We start from the raw sequence: 17,180 nt of genomic DNA on the forward strand, positions 1-17,180 counted from the left end.
CATAGGCGCGTGTCAAATGATAGTCAAAGCATTTCAAGTTATTTTTTTCATTTGCTACTAACATATTGTAAGGCTAAAAAAACTAGTGTAGCCTTGATAGTATAAGAAGAAATTGGAGGAACGACAATGCCTGAAAAGCAGTTTGATTATGATGTTTTGTACATTGGAAGCGGACATGGTACTTTTGACGGTGCGATTCCACTTGCAGCCAAGGGTTATAAAGTAGCAGTTGTAGAGGCCGATCTAATTGGTGGCACCTGTCCCAACCGCGGCTGCAACGCGAAAATTATTTTGGATATGCCTGTTGCACTTCGTCGCCAATTCGAGGATTTAAATGGTGTCGTGACTGGCGGTGTTGCCATTGATTGGTCTCAGAATGTTGCTCATAAAGATGAAGTTATTGGGGTACTTCCCGGCTTTATCGGCGGCCTGTTGGATTCAGTCCATATCGATGTGATTCACGGCAAAGGTGTTTTGGAGGATCCTCATACAGTCTCGATTGATGGCACTTTGAAAACAGCTGGCAAAATCGTGATCGCGACTGGTCTGCGTCCAAATCGTCTGGATATTCCCGGTATTGATTTGGCTCATGACAGCAGCGATTTCATGAATCTGACGAAGATGCCAAAAAAGATCACGATTATCGGCGGTGGTTATATCGCGATGGAGTTTGCGACGATTGCTAATGCTACTGGGGCTGATGTGACTGTTTTGCTTCGTGGCGATAAGGCTTTGCGTGCCTTTCATCAGGAATTTGTCGAAACAATTATCAGCGATTTGGAAAAACATGGTGTTACATTCAAACGCGAGATCTCAGTAACAGAACTGAAAGCCGCTGGCGACCAGATTCAAGTGCTGACAGCAGATGGCCAATCAAGCACCACAGATTGGGTATTGGATGCCACTGGCAGAATCCCGAATGTTGAAAATATCGGCCTTGAGAAGGTAGGTGTGCATTATACGGCTAAGGGCGTCACGGTTAACGACCACTTGCAGACCTCTGTCCCAAGTATTTATGCTTCTGGCGATGTCATTGATAAGGCACAGCCAAAGCTCACACCGACGGCGATCTTTGAGTCCAAGTATCTGTCCGCACAGTTTGCCGGCGAATCAAGCGACCCGATCAAGTATCCGGTCATTCCGTCGGTTGTCTTTACGACGCCGCGTCTGGCCAAAGCAGGAGTTTCACCGGAAACAGCCGCTGCAGCACCATCTGATTACACTGTTTCTGCCAATCACACTCCTAATGATTGGTATCGCCAGGCAAGCAAGGAAACGCTTGGCGATAACTTGCTAGTCTTTGATAAGGCACATCATTTGGTAGGCGCGACTGAGGTCAGCAATCAGGCGGAAAATGTGATCAACAGTCTGCTGCCTGCTATTGAGTTCAAATTTGGGCCGGCTGAGTTGAATCGCCTGGTTTACCTTTTCCCATCGATTACCTCTGCGGCTTATGGTCAATTATAAAATTAATCATTAAAAAACGCCGGCCATTTGGCCAGCGTTTTTTGTTGTCCGGAGAGATTACATCACTATTTCTGAAAGCGAAGACTGTGACATATTTTCGGCAACTTGTGCCCAATTGACAACATGCCAGAAAGCCTTGATATATTCAGGCCGGCGATTTTCGTATTTCAAATAATAAGCATGCTCCCAAAGATCAATTCCCAAAAGTGGTGTCAGCCCCATTGAGATTGGCGAATCCTGGTTCACCGTCGAGACAATCTGCAGCTTTCCATCCGGCTTCATCACAAGCCATGTCCAGCCTGATCCAAAGACGGCAACGGCGCTGCTGGAAAAGGCGTTTTTAAATTCTTGCAGGTTTCCCCATTCCATGTTAATCCTGTCCAATAGTCCGGCATCGATTTTCTGATCAAAATCTGGAGAAAGCATCTTCCAAAAAAGACTGTGATTATAGTGGCCGCCAGCTTGATTTCGTACCGGTGTCCGTAATTTTTCCGGCAGTTTGTTCAGATTTGTCAATATTTTTTCAATCGGCCAATTTGCAAATTCGGGATAGTCTACGAGCAGCGCATTCAATTTGTCGATATAGGTCTGATGGTGCATGTCGTGATGCAGATGCATGGTTCTCTCGTCAATATAAGGTGTTAACGCATCATAATTGTAGGGTAATTCGGGTAAAACAAAAACCATCGGATAACCTCCTTGTTTTGGGATTAAGCGCTTACATCCACCTCAATTTTATCAAATTTCGGCATTTGTTTCTGAAGCGGATTATCTTGGAAAATCGTTTGACAATCCAATAAATTCATGTATCATTGAAGACAATATATTGGCAGAGAGAAGATAAGTAATTAGCGAAATTTTAAGAGAGTCGGAGGTCGCTGGGATCCGATAATGACAGCTAATGAACCATGGTCTTTGAGCTTTGTTTCTACGAGTGGTTTACCGCAAGTAGGGATCGGTTGCGTCCGTTATCACGTCAGACTATTATCACAGGTTCATCTACCTTGTGACGTAGCCACAGAGGGTATGCAGGTGACTGTATGCTGAACACGAGTGGTAAAGCGCTTATTCGCCCCGTAAACAGGTCTTTCTGTTTGCGGGTTTTTTGTGCAGATGGCAGACAAATTAAGAATAGGGGAAAAATTATGACATTAGTAGCAAGTAAAATCGGTTTTCAGCACGTTGGCTCGTTTTTAAGGCCGCAGGTAATCAAGGAGGCGCGGGCAAAGTTTGCTAAAAAGGAAATTACTTTCGACCAGCTGCACGAGATTGAAAATCAGGAAATTGAAAAATTAATCAAAAAAGAAGCTGAAGCTGGACTTGATTATGTCACGGATGGCGAATTCCGCCGCAGTTACTGGCATCTTGATTTCTTCTGGGGATTTGGTGGCGTAAAACATATTCACTACGGTGAAGGCTATCGTTTTGCCCATGAAGAGACACGTGATGACTCGGCCGTGTTGGATGGCAAGCTGTCTTTTGATGCTGAGAAACATCCATTTATCAATGACTTTAAAATCACAAAAGCCTTTGCTGATGAAAATAATGTTAAAGCTAAAATCACGATACCTGCACCCGCACAATTTTATGCTGAATTAGTCCGCGGCGATAACGCAAAAACAGTCCGCAATTTTTATGCCACAGATGATGCCTTGTTTGCCGATATTATCAAAGTTTATCACGAAGCTATTTTGGCCTTTTATGATGCCGGCGCTCGTGTTGTACAAATTGACGACTGCACTTGGGGGATGCTGGTAGATAAGAATTTTTGGCAGACAATGGTTGGTGCCGGTTTCGATCCCGAAAAGCTGAAGGATACCTATTTGAAGCTAAATAATGGTGCGATCGCTGACCTGCCTTCAGATTTAACAGTCAATACACACGTCTGCAGAGGTAATTATCACTCTGATTGGGCAGCACAAGGCGGTTACGATTCAGTCGCCGACAAGCTTTTCGGCCAGGAAAATGTTTCAACCTACTTCTTGGAATATGATTCTGATCGTGCCGGTGGTTTTGAACCCCTAGCTAAAGTTAGTGGTGACAAAAGAGTCGTCTTAGGCCTTGTGACCTCTAAAAGTCCAGTGTTGGAAGACCGTCAAGTGATTATCGACCGCATTCATCAGGCGGAAAAATTCCTACCTCTGGATCGTTTGTGGTTGTCGACCCAGTGCGGTTTTGCGTCGACCGAAGAAGGGAATGAATTAACCGAAGCCGACGAATGGAAGAAATTAGCTCTGGTGAAGTCAATCATCGAAGAGGTATGGGGTTAAACATTGGCACATATCGACACAATCTTGGTCCAGGCCAGCAATGGGTCTGATGATGCAAAGACCGGCGCTGTCAGTACGCCCCTGTATTTTTCGACGGCTTTCCGTCATCCGGGATTAGGCGAGTCGACCGGGTTTGATTACGCCCGTTTGCAGACGCCGACGCGGGCGATTTTGGAAAAACAGTTAGCCGTTTTGGAACACGGTTCCGATGGTTTTGCTGTTTCTTCGGGTATGGCGGCGATTGATTTGCTGTTTTCCAGTGTCATGCACAGTGGTGAGAATTTTGTCAGTTCCGATGATTTATATGGTGGCTCTTTTCGCTATTTTGATGATATTGCCAAAAAGGATAACGTCAGCTACACACTTTGGGATGGCCAGGATGAGCAGGCGTTAGCAGACAAAATCAACGACAAGACGCGCCTTTTGTGGCTGGAAACACCTAGCAACCCGACCATGAAAATCATTGACATCAAAAAATGTGCGCAAGCTGCCCACAAGAAGAATCCCAATATTATCGTGGCCGTTGACAACACTTTTTTGTCGCCGATTTTTCAAAATCCGATCGACGATGGTGCTGATGTTGTCGTTCACTCAGCGACAAAGTATCTGGGTGGACATAACGACATTCTGGCTGGTGCTGTGATCACAAAATCGCATGATTTAGGCGAAACTATTGACTATAATCTGGTTACGCGCGGACAGGTACTGGATCCATTTTCCTGCTGGCTGTTGCTGCGCAGTTTGAAGACATTGCATCTCAGGATGGCCCGGCACGATAGCAATGGCCGTTTTCTAGCTAAACACCTGCCAAAATTTGCCGGTGTTGAAAAAGTCCTGTATCCAGGTCTGGGCGGCATGCTGAGCTTTTACTTGGCTGACGGTTATGACACCGATAAATTCCTGAAGGGATTAAAAGTGTTTTCCTTTGCTGAAAGCCTTGGTGGCGCTGAAAGCCTGATTACGATTCCTAGTATCCAGACGCATCATGACATGAGTCAAGAAAGGCGCGATCAGCTGGGCATTACGGATAATCTTGTGCGTGTGAGTGCTGGATTGGAAGATCAGGACGATTTGTTGGCCGATCTCAAGCAGGCGATTAAGGGGGCAAAAGTATGACGCTTTATGTCGCAAATGGTTTGGCCAGAGCCAGGCAGACTGAAAACAACTTTCGCCAGTTGGCCGACAAGGACAGCGATTATTCGGACAAAGCGAGTAATGTTTTAATTGTTTGTCTGATGTCGACTCGGGAGCAAAGCGAATTGCAGTATTTGGCTTTGCTGAAACTGATTTCTGATCAGACCGGGCAGGATTTCAATGTCTGTTTTGCTATGCCGGCGACACATCATCTAAAAAAAGAGTCGGAAACGATTCGCGGCTGCTATGAGCCCCTGCCAAAAGCCGAAAAAAACCACTACGACTGGACGATTGTCACTGGTTCACCAGTGGATCGAATAGCTTTTGAAGAGGTCGATTACTGGTCGGAATTTGCTGACTTTGTCGACTGGCAGAACAAGAATTCCAAGCGGACTTTCTTTGCCTGCTGGTCGGCTGCGGCTTACGCACACGTCAAACGAGTTCATGTGACACAATTAAAACGCAAGCGTTTTGGTATCTATCGTTTTGACCTGGGTGAGGCACTTGTTGACCGTGCACCGCATTCCCGCTGGTTTTCGATTGATTTTCAGGCGGCGCAAAAAGCCGGTTGGCGGATTCTGTCAGGTGACCAGCGCTTTGGTGTTTCCTTAGCCGAACTAGAACAAGGCCGCGTGCTGCTATCTTCCGGGCATTTTGAATATGATCAAGATACGCTGCAAAAAGAGTATTTGCGTGATATCGGCAAGGGAATGAAACAGGCCAAACCCGAAAATTACTTGCTTGATAATCAGCAGGTGAACGATTGGCGTCAGCCGGCATCCGAGCTGCTTTCAGACTGGCTTGGTTTAGCTGGAAATTCTGCTGCAAAAGGTAAGAAAAATTTATTTAAAGAGGTGGCATGAGTGATTTTAGTGATCCGACAAAAATAATTAAATTAACAACACCGCATGATCCAGAGAATGGTGCGCTGAATACGCCGATTTATATGACATCGACTTTCAGCCAGCCGGATTTGGATCATTTTCATGAGTTTGATTACGCACGATCTGGGAATCCGACGCGCCAAGCTGGTGAAAAAGCACTGGCTCAGTTGGAAGGGGCCGAATATGGTTACCTGTTTTCGACTGGTATGGCAGCTATTTCCAGTGTGCTGCTGACTTTTAGTGCCGGCGATCATCTCGTGATTTCTGGACACGTCTACGGCGGGACCTATCGTGTTTTAAATGAAATTCTGACCCGTTTTAACATCAGTCACAGCTACGCAGATTTTTGTGACCCAGGTGCAGTTGAAGCAGCAATCAAGCCCAATACGAAAGCACTTTATATTGAGACGCCTTCGAATCCGACTTTGGATGTGACGGATATTGCTGCCATCTCTCAAATCGCCAAAGCGCATCACCTGATCACGATCGCCGACAATACTTTTATGTCGCCCTATTTGCAAAAGCCGCTGTCTTTGGGTGCTGATATTGTCGTTCACTCGGCGACTAAATTTCTTTCCGGCCACTCCGATCTTTTAGCCGGTGCGGTTATGACTAACAAGCCAGAATTAGCCAAACAGATTTATTTCATCCAAAACGCTGTCGGTGCTACACTGAGTTCCTTTGATACCTGGTTGTTATTGCGCGGCTTAAAGACACTAGCTGTACGTCTGGACCGTTCATCGTCTTCGGCTTTAAAACTAGCTTCTTGGCTGGAAAATCAGCCCCAAGTGGTGCGCGTCCTTTATCCTGGACTGCCCAGCCATCCGGGCTATGAGATTCAACAAAAGCAGGCAAAAAACGGTGGTGCTGTCTTTTCTTTTGATATTGGCAGTGAGGCTGCAGTGAGAACCTTTGTCGCGGCTTTGAAAATTCCGATATTTTCTGTTTCTTTGGGTGCGACAGAGACAATTGTGTCCTATCCACCGAAGATGAGCCATGCCGAATTAAGTGCGGCAGACTTAAAAAAAGAGGGCATTACGCCCGGTTTACTGCGTGTTTCTGTTGGTTTGGAAGATGTCGATGATTTGATCGCCGATTTCAAACAAGCCCTTGGTCAGATCAAATAGCCGACAAAAAAGCCATCTTGTAATTTGCAAGATGGCTTTTAATTTGCTTATTTAACGACTAGAACATCGCAGCTGGCGTTGCGGATCACGTAACTTGTGTGTGAACCAACGACCAGTCTTTCAATTGAATTGAGGCCTGTATCGCCCACAACAATCAGATCGATACCATGCGCTTCGGGATATTCTTTAGCCAGCAGCATTTTCACGTTGCCCAACAGCGTCTCAGCCGTGATAGCGATATGCTGTTTTTTAGCTTTCTCGACATATGGGGTCAGTTTCTGTTTCACTTGGCCAATACGGTCTTGATAGAAATCTTCGCTAACGCCAAAGGTCGAATCCATGCCGCGGTCGCGATTGACAATCCAAACAGCACTGAGGCTTGCAGACAAGGCTGAGGCCAGTGCACAAGCTGTTTCAAAGGCTTTATCAGCTTTCTTGGAACCATCAAGGCCAACCAGAATATGCTTGTAAGTCATATTAATCAGCTCCTTTTTTAGCAGAGGCCGTGCCGTCAGAATTGGACGGATTCAACTTTGAATGGCGCTTAGCATAGGCGAAGTAGATCACCATACCGATAGCAAACCAGACGATGAACCGAACCCAGGTTTCCCAGTTCAGACCAGCAATCAGTACCAAGCAGAAGAGAATCGCGATGATTGGTGTCACGGGAACGCCGGGAGCACGGAAACCGCGGTGCAGTTCTGGATGACTGTGCCTCATCCAAAGTATACCTGCAGAAACAAGCACGAAGGCTGTCAAAGTACCAATGTTAACCAGTTCGGACAGAATGTTCAAATTGATTAAGCCGCCTGCAATGGCAGTGACGATACCAAAGAACCAAGTCCCTTTGAAGGGTGTTTGGTACTTGGGATTAACTGAACCAAAGAAACTCGGGAATAAACCGTCACGAGACATTGAATAGGTAATCCGTGACTGACCGTAAAGCTGAACAAGAATAACTGTTGTCATACCAAGAATCGCGCCGACACTGACGATAATCGACAACCAAGTCTGGCCGGTTGAATGAAGAACAGCAAGAATCGGTGCATCCAAGAAACGAGCGAAGACTGTGTACTTAACAACACCAGTCATAATCAAGGTCATGATAATGTAAAGCACAGTTGAGATCAAAAGCGAACCCAGGATGCCTCTTGGCAAGGTCTTGCTGGGGTTGATCGTTTCCTCAGCGCTGGAAGAGACTGAATCAAAACCAATGAAGGAGAAGAAAACGATCGAGGCAGCCGGGATAATACCAGCTGCACTGCCGCCATGAAACGAATACAAGCCGTAAGGTGAAAATGGTACCCAGTTATGTGGCTTGATGAACCAGATCGTGCAGACAATGAAGAGGATGATGACGGCTAATTTCACGATAACCATCGTATCATTGACTCTTTTTGTCTGTGTAATACCAATAGAAATAATCCAAGTAATCAGTAAAACAATTAAAAACGCCGGTAAATTGAAGAATGTTGTCACGCCAGGTGTTGTGCCTGCAGCAGCTGTGAGAACTGTTGGAATATGAATTCCGAGATTTTGCAGCAGATTGACAAAGTAACCTGACCAGCCGACTGAGACGGTCGCAGCCCCGAGGGCATACTCCAAAATTAAATCCCAGCCAATGATGAAAGCAATAATCTCACCAAAAGCAATGTAGGAATAGGTGTAAGCTGACCCGGAGACAGGGGCCATTGAAGCAAATTCCGCGTAACACAAGCCGGCAAATCCACAACAGATTGCCGCAATCAAGAAGGATAACGACAAAGCCGGACCAGCGGTCAGTGCTCCTCTACCAGTTAGGACGAAAATTCCGGTACCGATAATGGCACCGATGCCTAGGAAGGTAAGATCCCAGGTTTTTAACGTTCTTTTCAACGGCGACGAGTATTTCAAAATCTCGTTGACGTCTTTTTTTCTAAACACATCCATGTAACTACCACCTTTCTAAAATTTAGTCACAATTCTATCTCTTATTTTTTTAAGCAATGAAACTAATGTCAGGAAAGCTAACAGATTTTTCAATTTGAATTTACCGTTTTCAATTTTTTCCGGCCGTGATATAGTATGTAGGAAAGCGGATATGTCCTGAAGCGGATTTTTAAGAGACAAGCCGGTGCTGCGAGGCTTGAAATCTCAATCAGGATGCTCCCGTTTATTTAAAAAATAGCAGATAGAGACACAGCACTGTGTGAAGCCGGGTGGTACCGCGAATTTTCGCCCCGGCATTACGCGGTGTTTTTCTATTTACAGTAATGAGGAAAAATGAAAAAACTTGATTCTGCACAAATTCGTCGAATGTTTCTTGATTTCTTTCAATCTAAAGGACACAAGATCGAACCCAGCCAATCCTTGATTCCAAAAGACGATCCCAGCCTTCTTTGGATTAATTCCGGTGTCGCGACCCTTAAAAAATATTTTGACGGTTCTGTCGTGCCGGAAAATCCAAGGATTACGAACGCACAAAAATCGATCCGGACTAATGATATTGAAAACGTCGGCCACACTGCACGACACCATACTTTTTTTGAGATGCTGGGCAATTTTTCAGTTGGCGACTATTTTAAAAAAGAGGTTATTCCCTGGGCCTGGGAATTATTAACCAGCCCTGATTGGTTTGCTATTGAGCCGGAAAAATTGTATATCACTTATTATCCGCGCGATACCGAGACCAAGGCTCTTTGGGAAGCTCAGCCAGGTTTTCTGCCCAATCACACAGTTGCCGAAGAGAGCAACTTTTGGGACATTGGTGAAGGCCCTTCTGGACCGGATACGGAAATTTTCTTTGATCGCGGGCCGAAATTTCAGGATCTTCCTGATGATGACCCTGAAATGTATCCCGGCGGCGAAAACGAACGCTATCTGGAAATTTGGAATATCGTCTTTTCACAATTCAATCATCTTCCCGGCATGACCGATAACTCTCAATATCCCGAATTGCCGCATAAAAACATTGATACCGGCATGGGCTTGGAGCGTGTTGTCTCGATTTTTGAAAATGCGCCGACTAATTTTGAAACCGACCTTTTCCTGCCGATCATTCATAAAGTCGAATCGCTTTCCGGTCAAAAGTATGGTCAGGACAAGACATTGGATGTCAGTTTTAAGGTGATTGCCGACCATGTTCGTGCTGTGACTTTTGCTATTTCTGATGGTGCATTGCCGGGCAACAGTGGTCGTGGCTACGTCATTCGCCGCCTGCTTCGCCGAGCTGTCATGCATGGGCGTAAATTAGGCATTGAAAAGCCGTTCTTGACACAGCTTGTACCGATTGTCGGGCAGATTATGTCCTCATATTATCCGGAAATCCTGGCCAATCAGCATCAGATTATCCCAGTGATTAAGGCTGAAGAAGACCGCTTTGACCAGACTTTGACAGCTGGTTTGGCTTTATTGGACCAGGATATTCAGGAAAGCAAAGACAAACATGAAACTGAATTATCCGGCGCCAAAGCCTTTAAATTATTCGATACTTATGGTTTTCCTTTGGAATTAACCGAAGAACAGGCAGCTGATGCCGGATTAAAAGTCGATCGCAAGGGCTTTGAGACTGAAATGAAAGCGCAACAAGATCGAGCCCGCAAAGCACAGGGCAAGTTGAGGACTTTCGGTGTTCAAGATGCAGCCTTAATGAACTTAAAAGTGGCTTCCGAGTATGTTGGCTGGTCGCAGACTTCAGTTGATGACACAGAAATTAATGCGATCATCGTTGACGATAAGCAGGTAGACCAAGCACGGGCTGGGCAACAGGCTGTACTAGTCTTTGCCAAGACGCCATTTTATGCTGAAATGGGCGGCCAAGTCGCCGATCATGGCACGGTGAAATCTCTTGACGGCCAATTATTAGGCCAAGTCTTGGATGTTCAAAATGGCCCCAATAAGCAGCATATTCACACCGTCAAACTGTCAGGGGATGTCAAAGTTGGACAACAGGTTGCTTTAGCAGTTGATATGGCGCGTCATCTGGCGGTTTCTAAAAATCATACGGCGACACATTTATTAGATCAGGCTTTAAGAAATGTGATTGGCGGCAATATTCACCAAGCCGGTTCGCTGGTTGAGACAGACTATCTGCGTTTTGACTTTACCCATCAAGGTGCTGTTTCTCAAGAAATTTTGGATCAGATTGAAGACCAAGTGAATCAGCAGATCGCCTTAGCATTGCCGATTACTTGGATTGAGACTGATATCGAATCAGCCAAGAAATTGGGTGCAGTGGCTGTCTTTGGCGAGAAGTATGGTGAAAAAGTACGTGTCGTTTCCATCGGCGATTACAACAAAGAGTTTGATGGCGGCACGCACGCTTCCAATACAAGCGAGCTGGGCCTGTTTAAGATTGTCAGCGAGTCAGGAACCGGTGCCGGCACTCGGCGTATTGAAGCCGTTACCGGGCAGGCAGCTTTTCGCCTTTTCAAACAGCACGAAGATGAATTAAAAAAGACGGCTGCCATTTTGGAGACTCAGAAAATCACAGATGTCCCAGAAAAAGTCGCTGGATTAATTCAGGAGCTCAAAGACAGTAAAAAGGCCTTAGAGGCCTTATCAGCCAAAGCTGCCAATCAAGCAGCCGAAAAATTATTTGATTCGAGCCAGACGGTTAACGGCATCAGTTACGTTGCTGCTCAAATAGATGGTCAGACTGCTGATGGCCTGAGGTTGATTGTCGATGATTGGCGTGCCAAACAGGTTTCTGACTTGATTATTCTCGCCAGCAATAATGCGGGCAGCCCAATTCTAGTTGCTGCATCGCGAATTCCAAAACAGATTAAAGCCGGCGATCTTATCAAAAACCTTGCTGTGAAGATTCAGGGCGGCGGCGGCGGACGACCCGATTTGGCGCAGGCTGGCGGAAAAAATCCGGCCGGTATTAAAGATGCGTTATCAGCTGTTAAGCAATATCTACAAAACCTATGATAGGGTAGAATATAGTAGATGGCAGAATTTGAAGACACAACAGTATTTGATTTCGGTTCACAGAAACCGGAAAACGTCCGTTCGATGCTGAAGTTGGTTTACGAGGCGTTAGAGGAAAAAGGGTATAACCCGATCAATCAGATTGTCGGTTATTTAATTTCTGGCGATCCGGCTTATATCCCGCGTCTTAACGATGCCAGGAATCTGATTCGCCGTTTCGAACGCGATGAGATCGTCGAAGAATTGGTCAAAAATTACCTGGCTGAAGATGTTAAAAAGCCGACGGATAAAGACAAATGAGAATTTTGGGTCTCGACGTCGGCTCTCGGACAGTCGGTGTCGCACAATCCGATCCGCTTGGATGGACGGCCAGTTCTGTTGAAATCATTCGGATCAATGAGGATAAAGGCGAATTCGGTCTGGACCGTTTAGCTCAACTGATTGCCGAAAAGAAGGCGACTGGCATCGTCATTGGTTTGCCCAAGAATATGAACAACAGCGAAGGGCCGCGTGTGGATGCATCTCGTCGCTATGGCCAGATGGTCATCGACCGCTTTCATTTGCCGATTGATTATGAAGATGAGCGTCTGACCAGCGTCCAAGCCAATCGAATGCTGATTGAGGAAGCTGACTTGTCTCGCGAGAAGCGCAAAAAAGTCATCGATAGCCTGGCGGCTCAGTTGATTCTGCAAAATTATCTAGATAGAAAAGGAAAACTCGTAAATGGCTGACCAAGATAATGACAAATATGTAACTCTGACTGATGATCAGGGCAATGAATCTCTCTATGAGGTACTGTTTACTTTTCATTCTGATGAGTACAACAAAGATTACATCCTTTTTACGCCGGCTGGCGCTGATGAGATTGCAATTGAGAATCCCGATCAGGAAGTAGAGATTCAGGCCTTTAGTTTCGACCCGCAGGCTGGGGACTCCGAGACTGATTCTGATTTGTTCCCAATCGAAGATGAAGATGAATGGAACATGGTGGCTGAAGTTTTGAATACATTCGTTGCAGATGATTCATTAAAGACTGAAGACGACGAATAAAAAAACAGCTTCATAGACATTAACGAACTTCCTGTTTAGGTTTCCCCGACAGCGAGGCTCGTTTTTTTGAGGCTGTTTTTCAAATGGCTAATTATGTTAATCCTGGTCAAAGCCATCTGCGTATAGGACATTGAAGCTCGAGTAAAAATCAGCAGCAATTCCCTGCATGATCTTGGAGTGTGAGAAATGTTCGTAGGCTGCTGCGTCATCTAATTGGACCAGCAGCACGTTTCGATGCAGATATTTGTGTTCTTTAGCCCAAATAGCACTACCATGAGCGCCAAGCCGTCTTAATTCGTCCCGGTGGATTTCAAGTGTTTTCTTGGCAATCTCGGCTTGTTTGTCTTCACCGATAAAGTAGAAAAGCCCAATCAATTCCGGTCCCTTAATCGGTTTGGCATATTCTTGTTCAATATCCAGTTCGATTGGGCGGGCATTGGGAGCTAAAATTTCCCGAGAAATAATGCCAAACTGCGATTGACCCGGTTTGGAGATGAATTGGATATCTGAAACATTCGAGCGGTCTGCTAATCCGAGCAGATAATCTTTACTTCCGAAGGTTAAATATAGTTTATCCATAACTAAATTTTAACGCTATAATAAGCAACTAAACGAATTGGTATAATAGAGATAATGAAATTAGAAAAAATTGATGCGAATACTCTGCATATCATGTTGACCAAGGCTGATCTTGATGATCGTCATGTCTCGATGATGGATTTGATGTCCGACCGTAATCAAGTCGAAAGTTTTTTCTATGCAATTTTAGACGAGGCGGATGCAGACCATTCCTTTAGCAATGATGACCAGGTGACCTTTCAGATTTTGCCGACGGGCAAGCACGGTGTTGAGTTGTTTATCTCGAAAATTGTTGACGATCCGAATATTTCAATTGATGAGAGCGGCAATACAGTATTTGCGTTAAAAGACGAGCAGGTAGATCCGGCAGTTTCCAAGCTGCTGTCGGGTTACGACCGTTCATCAGCGGGGCAAAGAAAAACGATCAAACAAAAGACTTCAAATTCATCGGTAATGAAGAAAACAGATAGCACACCGAACGCAACTCTGGACAGCTGGTATCTGCTGACAGACTTTGATGAGTTTTTGAGTGTTGCCCGTCAGATTGATGCTAGACAAGTCGTATCTGATCTTTATGAAATTCAGGCACCGGGGGTTGATTCGCAAACCCATCGTGCTTTCCTGCTTCACTTGTTTTCAAGAACGAAAAAAGCACCAGCGATCCAACTCTTGATGACAGACTTTGGTGTTCGTCTCGATGGCGGCAAGATTCAAGAGACTGACTTGACTAAACCAATTTTCACTAACCTTGCATTAGAACTTTCAAAACATATTTTTTGATTTTCACCTGCTGATGTCGTAATACTAGTCAGTGCTGATTGCGAAGAATCAATTTGGTGAATTAATTGAGGCTGACCAGGCTATTGCCGGCCAGCTTTTTTCCTGTCCTGGATGTCAGCGGCCTTTATGCCTAAAAAAAGGGCAAATCAAAATGCCGCATTTTGCCCATCGGCCTGGTATGGTCTGCGATTATTTTTCAGAAAATGAAAGTCAGCTGCATTTAGTGGCTAAAAAGTGTTTGAATCAGACCTTAACCCAAGCAGGCTACCAAACTCAGCTGGAAAAAGTGTTTCCAGAAATCAAACAACGAGCTGATCTTTGGATACAAGATGCTGACGGCAGGCAGCTTGCGATTGAATTTCAGCAAAGCCCGATCAGCGTTGACAAATTAAGACAGCGTACGGCAGGCTATCATCGCATTGGCCTGCAAGTGATTTGGATTCTGGGGCCCAATTATTTTCGCCAGCGTTTACAAGAAAGAACGATTTTTAAATTTGCTGACGCTAATGACATGATATTCACTTGGGCGCCATCATCGAATCAATTAACGGTCTGTAGCTGTTTTCAAAAAAATGATTTATCAGTTTTAAAAATGCAGCAGCATCAATATTCTCCGGAATCTTTTTTTGATATTTTTTTACGTGGTTCTCATCACTCAAGCCAGCAAGTGCAGGCGATAAGATCGAAGAGCTATTTGCGTCGAGATCTCAAACATATGCAGCAGCAGTTAACTTTGAAACGATTTTCGCCAGACGTGGTTCGTCTTGTCTATGAACAAAAACACACCAGCCCGATTAATGCGCCTTGGCTAGTTCATGGTGGCAACCAGGCCGGATTAAAAGTCAGCAACCAGCATTGGCGGCTTGCAATGCTTTTAGCTTTGGAAGCAGGTTCTGAGACTGGCCGTCTATCTCGTAATGCGTTTATTAAAGAATTTTCATCAGAAAGCTATTTTTATGAACGCAGCTGGGAGAACCATCTTTCCCAGCAGGCGGTTGTTAATTTCCTGCGAGAATTATCGTTGGTGGACTATATTTATCTGAAAAGTGCCTATATTTTGGTGAGATCACTGCCGCCATGGCCTGACAATTATCAACAGAAACTGGCACTTTTGCGGTAGAATAGTTCTCAATTGATGGAGGTTTTATGACAGAGAGTAAAAAACAGATCACAAGGGCCGAGGTGGAAAAAAATCCTTCTCAGACCTGGGACCTGAGTCAGATTTTTAAGACAGATGATGATTGGGAAGCGGCATTTAAGCTTTCCGAAGAAAAAGCCCAAGCAGTTGCAAAATTATCAGATACAGTCAAAGACGCGGGCAGTTTGCTCGCTGCAGTCAAAGCTGTTCTGGATTTATTCCGTTTGGTAGAAAAAGTGTATGTCTATGCTTCGATGAAATCCGATCAGGATACCAGCAATAATAAATACGCTGCTTTTGATGCACGTGTTGCAGGTCTGGCTGCTAAATCCGACTCGGCCAGCTCATTTTTGACACCGGCAATTATCGCCTTTTCGCCTGAACAACTGGCTTCTTTTTACAAAGATGCGCCAGAATTAGAAGACTACCATCATTTGATTGATACTTTTGCAAAGAAACGTGATCATACATTGCCACCAGCCGAGGAAAAGCTCTTGGCCAGTGCAGGGGATGTCTTCTCCTCAAGTTCTCAGACATTTAGTACGTTGAACGATTCTGATTTGAAATATGGCGATGTCGTTGATGAAAATGGCGATACAGTCCAACTAACGCAAGGCCTTTATTCGACAATGCTGGAATCCAGTGATCGCAAGATTCGCCAGACTGCCTTTACGACTCTATATGCGGCCTACGGCACCTACAAAAATACCTTTGCCTCAACGCTTTACGGGCAGATGAAAGCCGATAATTTCCTTGCCAGTGCCCATCATTTTAAAAGTGCGCGCGAAGCTGCTACTTTTAGGAGTGATATTCCGGAAACTGTGTTTGAAAGTCTGGTTTCCTCAACGGACGCTCACTTGGGTTTGCTGCACCGCTACGTGGCACTGCGCAAAAAATTATTAGGTGTTTCCGAATTGCATACTTATGACCTCTATACGCCAATTACAGGTGATGTTGATTTTCCAGTCGACTTTGAAGGTGCCAAGGCAATTGCTTTAGAAGCCTTGAAGCCATTGGGCGACAAGTACTTGGCCGGTTTGCAGCGCGAATTTGACGAGCGCTGGATTGATGTTCCGGAAAACGCCGGCAAACGGTCAGGTGCCTATTCAGGTGGTGCTTATGACACCAATCCTTATGTGCTGCTGAATTGGCAGGATACTTTAGACAATATCTTTACTTTGGTTCATGAATCCGGACATTCTCAGCACTCCTTGCTGACCCGTAGTAATCAACCATACCAGTACGGTGACTATCCAATCTTTTTGGCGGAGATTGCTTCAACAACCAACGAAATGCTGTTGACCGATTATTTGCTGAAGACACAGAAAGATCCAAAGATTAAAGCTTATGTTTTGAATCATTATCTGGATGGCTTTAAGGGTACGGTTTTCCGTCAGACACAGTTTGCTGAATTTGAGGATTGGATGCATAAACAGGCTCAGGCCGGTGTTGCTTTGACAGCTGATGCCTTGTCTAAGTTCTATGGCGATTTGAACAAAAAGTTTTATGGCGACGCACTCACTTTTGATCCGCAGATCGCTTTGGAATGGACACGAATTCCACATTTCTACTATGACTACTATGTTTACCAATATGCCACTGGCGAATCAGCGGCAACGACGCTTTCACAGGGAATTATTGACGATCCGGAGAAAAATGTCCCGCTTTACTTGGGCTATCTGTCAGCTGGTTCTTCAGATTATCCTTTGAATGTGATTAAAAAGGCCGGTGTTGATATGGAGAAAACTGATTATCTGGACAAGGCCTTTGCCGTCTTTGAGAATCGTTTGGATGAATTTGAAAAACTCATGTCCAAGTAACAATATCGCATCAAAAACAG

General features: G+C 45.0%; 16 protein-coding genes. 12 read left to right on the forward strand and 4 right to left on the reverse strand.

Features of this window, described 5'->3' with window-relative positions; genetic code table 11:
- Positions 1-126: 126 nt before the first annotated feature.
- Entirely contained in the window at positions 127-1,467 is a 1,341-nt protein-coding gene (locus ABF487_RS08115) for a dihydrolipoyl dehydrogenase family protein (RefSeq protein WP_415634982.1), read from the forward strand.
- Positions 1,468-1,524: 57 nt separating this feature from the next.
- Here the strand turns inward: ABF487_RS08115 and ABF487_RS08120 are convergent, their stop codons facing one another.
- Positions 1,525-2,154, reverse strand: coding sequence for a superoxide dismutase (locus ABF487_RS08120; RefSeq protein ID WP_415634983.1), 630 nt, complete (start codon positions 2,152-2,154; stop codon positions 1,525-1,527).
- A 458-nt stretch (positions 2,155-2,612) separates the two neighbouring features.
- On the opposite strand from ABF487_RS08120, the gene ABF487_RS08125 reads away from it, so the two are divergent.
- From ABF487_RS08125 to ABF487_RS08140, 4 genes are read left to right on the forward strand one after another with little or no spacing between them, the layout of a single operon-like run.
- Positions 2,613-3,737, forward strand: coding sequence for a 5-methyltetrahydropteroyltriglutamate--homocysteine S-methyltransferase (locus ABF487_RS08125; protein WP_415634984.1), 1,125 nt, complete (start codon positions 2,613-2,615; stop codon positions 3,735-3,737).
- Between the two features lie 3 nt (positions 3,738-3,740).
- On the forward strand, positions 3,741-4,853 hold the full coding sequence (locus ABF487_RS08130) for a trans-sulfuration enzyme family protein (protein WP_415634985.1): 1,113 nt from the start codon (positions 3,741-3,743) through the stop codon (positions 4,851-4,853).
- Positions 4,850-5,734, forward strand: coding sequence for a homoserine O-acetyltransferase/O-succinyltransferase family protein (locus tag ABF487_RS08135; RefSeq protein ID WP_415634986.1), 885 nt, complete (start codon positions 4,850-4,852; stop codon positions 5,732-5,734). The genes ABF487_RS08130 and ABF487_RS08135 overlap by 4 nt, the downstream gene beginning before the upstream one ends.
- On the forward strand, positions 5,731-6,882 hold the full coding sequence (locus ABF487_RS08140; RefSeq protein WP_263779046.1) for a trans-sulfuration enzyme family protein: 1,152 nt from the start codon (positions 5,731-5,733) through the stop codon (positions 6,880-6,882). The genes ABF487_RS08135 and ABF487_RS08140 overlap by 4 nt, the downstream gene beginning before the upstream one ends.
- Positions 6,883-6,929: 47 nt before the next feature.
- Here ABF487_RS08140 and ABF487_RS08145 read toward each other — a convergent pair whose 3' ends face one another.
- Both ABF487_RS08145 and ABF487_RS08150 read right to left on the reverse strand, forming a co-directional pair.
- Positions 6,930-7,358, reverse strand: a complete 429-nt coding sequence (locus ABF487_RS08145; protein ID WP_415625574.1) for a universal stress protein — start codon at positions 7,356-7,358, stop codon at positions 6,930-6,932.
- A 1-nt stretch (position 7,359) separates the two neighbouring features.
- A complete protein-coding gene (locus ABF487_RS08150; RefSeq protein WP_263779044.1) occupies positions 7,360-8,811 on the reverse strand; it encodes an amino acid permease in 1,452 nt (483 codons plus the stop codon).
- Between the two features lie 333 nt (positions 8,812-9,144).
- On the opposite strand from ABF487_RS08150, the gene alaS reads away from it, so the two are divergent.
- From alaS to ABF487_RS08170, 4 genes are read left to right on the forward strand one after another with little or no spacing between them, the layout of a single operon-like run.
- Complete coding sequence (alaS, locus tag ABF487_RS08155) at positions 9,145-11,793, forward strand: alanine--tRNA ligase (protein WP_415634987.1); 2,649 nt, start codon at positions 9,145-9,147, stop codon at positions 11,791-11,793.
- Between the two features lie 18 nt (positions 11,794-11,811).
- Positions 11,812-12,093 carry an IreB family regulatory phosphoprotein gene (locus tag ABF487_RS08160; protein ID WP_263779041.1) on the forward strand — a complete coding sequence of 94 codons (282 nt, stop codon included), beginning with the start codon at positions 11,812-11,814 and terminating at the stop codon, positions 12,091-12,093.
- Positions 12,090-12,524, forward strand: a complete 435-nt coding sequence (gene ruvX / locus ABF487_RS08165; RefSeq protein ID WP_263779040.1) for a Holliday junction resolvase RuvX — start codon at positions 12,090-12,092, stop codon at positions 12,522-12,524. Before ABF487_RS08160 ends, ruvX begins: the two co-directional genes overlap by 4 nt.
- Positions 12,517-12,843 carry a DUF1292 domain-containing protein gene (locus tag ABF487_RS08170; protein WP_007746269.1) on the forward strand — a complete coding sequence of 109 codons (327 nt, stop codon included), beginning with the start codon at positions 12,517-12,519 and terminating at the stop codon, positions 12,841-12,843. Before ruvX ends, ABF487_RS08170 begins: the two co-directional genes overlap by 8 nt.
- Before the next feature lie 96 nt (positions 12,844-12,939).
- Here the strand turns inward: ABF487_RS08170 and ABF487_RS08175 are convergent, their stop codons facing one another.
- Positions 12,940-13,422: a hypothetical protein gene (locus tag ABF487_RS08175; RefSeq protein WP_263779039.1), complete on the reverse strand. Its 483-nt coding sequence runs from the start codon at positions 13,420-13,422 to the stop codon at positions 12,940-12,942.
- 54 nt (positions 13,423-13,476) lie between these two features.
- Here ABF487_RS08175 and ABF487_RS08180 point away from each other — a divergent pair, with 54 nt between their 5' ends.
- Genes ABF487_RS08180 through pepF form a run of 3 tightly spaced genes read left to right on the forward strand, consistent with a single transcriptional unit; the run spans position 13,477 to position 17,160 of the window.
- The gene (locus tag ABF487_RS08180) at positions 13,477-14,202 is read left to right on the forward strand and encodes an adaptor protein MecA (protein ID WP_263779037.1); all 726 of its coding nucleotides are present in this window, start codon (positions 13,477-13,479) and stop codon (positions 14,200-14,202) included.
- Positions 14,203-14,233: 31 nt separating this feature from the next.
- A complete protein-coding gene (locus ABF487_RS08185) occupies positions 14,234-15,322 on the forward strand; it encodes a competence protein CoiA (RefSeq protein WP_415634988.1) in 1,089 nt (362 codons plus the stop codon).
- Between the two features lie 26 nt (positions 15,323-15,348).
- Positions 15,349-17,160 (forward strand): oligoendopeptidase F, encoded by a 1,812-nt coding sequence (gene pepF / locus ABF487_RS08190; RefSeq protein ID WP_263779035.1) that lies wholly within the window; start codon positions 15,349-15,351, stop codon positions 17,158-17,160.
- Positions 17,161-17,180 lie beyond the last annotated feature (20 nt).

The sequence above is a fragment of the Oenococcus sp. genome (assembly GCF_047725585.1).
Taxonomy (GTDB): Bacteria; Bacillota; Bacilli; order Lactobacillales; family Lactobacillaceae; genus Oenococcus; species Oenococcus kitaharae_A.

Excerpts from the sequence above, each read along its gene's own strand:
- ABF487_RS08160 (WP_263779041.1), top strand. The coding sequence starts at position 11,812 with ATGGCAGAATTTGAAGACACAACAGTATTTGATTTCGGTTCACAGAAA.
- ABF487_RS08150 (WP_263779044.1), bottom strand. The coding sequence starts at position 8,811 with ATGGATGTGTTTAGAAAAAAAGACGTCAACGAGATTTTGAAATACTCG.
- ABF487_RS08170 (WP_007746269.1), top strand. The coding sequence starts at position 12,517 with ATGGCTGACCAAGATAATGACAAATATGTAACTCTGACTGATGATCAG.
- pepF (WP_263779035.1), top strand. The coding sequence starts at position 15,349 with ATGACAGAGAGTAAAAAACAGATCACAAGGGCCGAGGTGGAAAAAAAT.
- alaS (WP_415634987.1), top strand. The coding sequence starts at position 9,145 with ATGAAAAAACTTGATTCTGCACAAATTCGTCGAATGTTTCTTGATTTC.
- ABF487_RS08140 (WP_263779046.1), top strand. The coding sequence starts at position 5,731 with ATGAGTGATTTTAGTGATCCGACAAAAATAATTAAATTAACAACACCG.
- ABF487_RS08175 (WP_263779039.1), bottom strand. The coding sequence starts at position 13,422 with ATGGATAAACTATATTTAACCTTCGGAAGTAAAGATTATCTGCTCGGA.
- ABF487_RS08120 (WP_415634983.1), bottom strand. The coding sequence starts at position 2,154 with ATGGTTTTTGTTTTACCCGAATTACCCTACAATTATGATGCGTTAACA.
- ABF487_RS08125 (WP_415634984.1), top strand. The coding sequence starts at position 2,613 with ATGACATTAGTAGCAAGTAAAATCGGTTTTCAGCACGTTGGCTCGTTT.
- ABF487_RS08115 (WP_415634982.1), top strand. The coding sequence starts at position 127 with ATGCCTGAAAAGCAGTTTGATTATGATGTTTTGTACATTGGAAGCGGA.
- ruvX (WP_263779040.1), top strand. The coding sequence starts at position 12,090 with ATGAGAATTTTGGGTCTCGACGTCGGCTCTCGGACAGTCGGTGTCGCA.
- ABF487_RS08135 (WP_415634986.1), top strand. The coding sequence starts at position 4,850 with ATGACGCTTTATGTCGCAAATGGTTTGGCCAGAGCCAGGCAGACTGAA.
- ABF487_RS08145 (WP_415625574.1), bottom strand. The coding sequence starts at position 7,358 with ATGACTTACAAGCATATTCTGGTTGGCCTTGATGGTTCCAAGAAAGCT.
- ABF487_RS08180 (WP_263779037.1), top strand. The coding sequence starts at position 13,477 with ATGAAATTAGAAAAAATTGATGCGAATACTCTGCATATCATGTTGACC.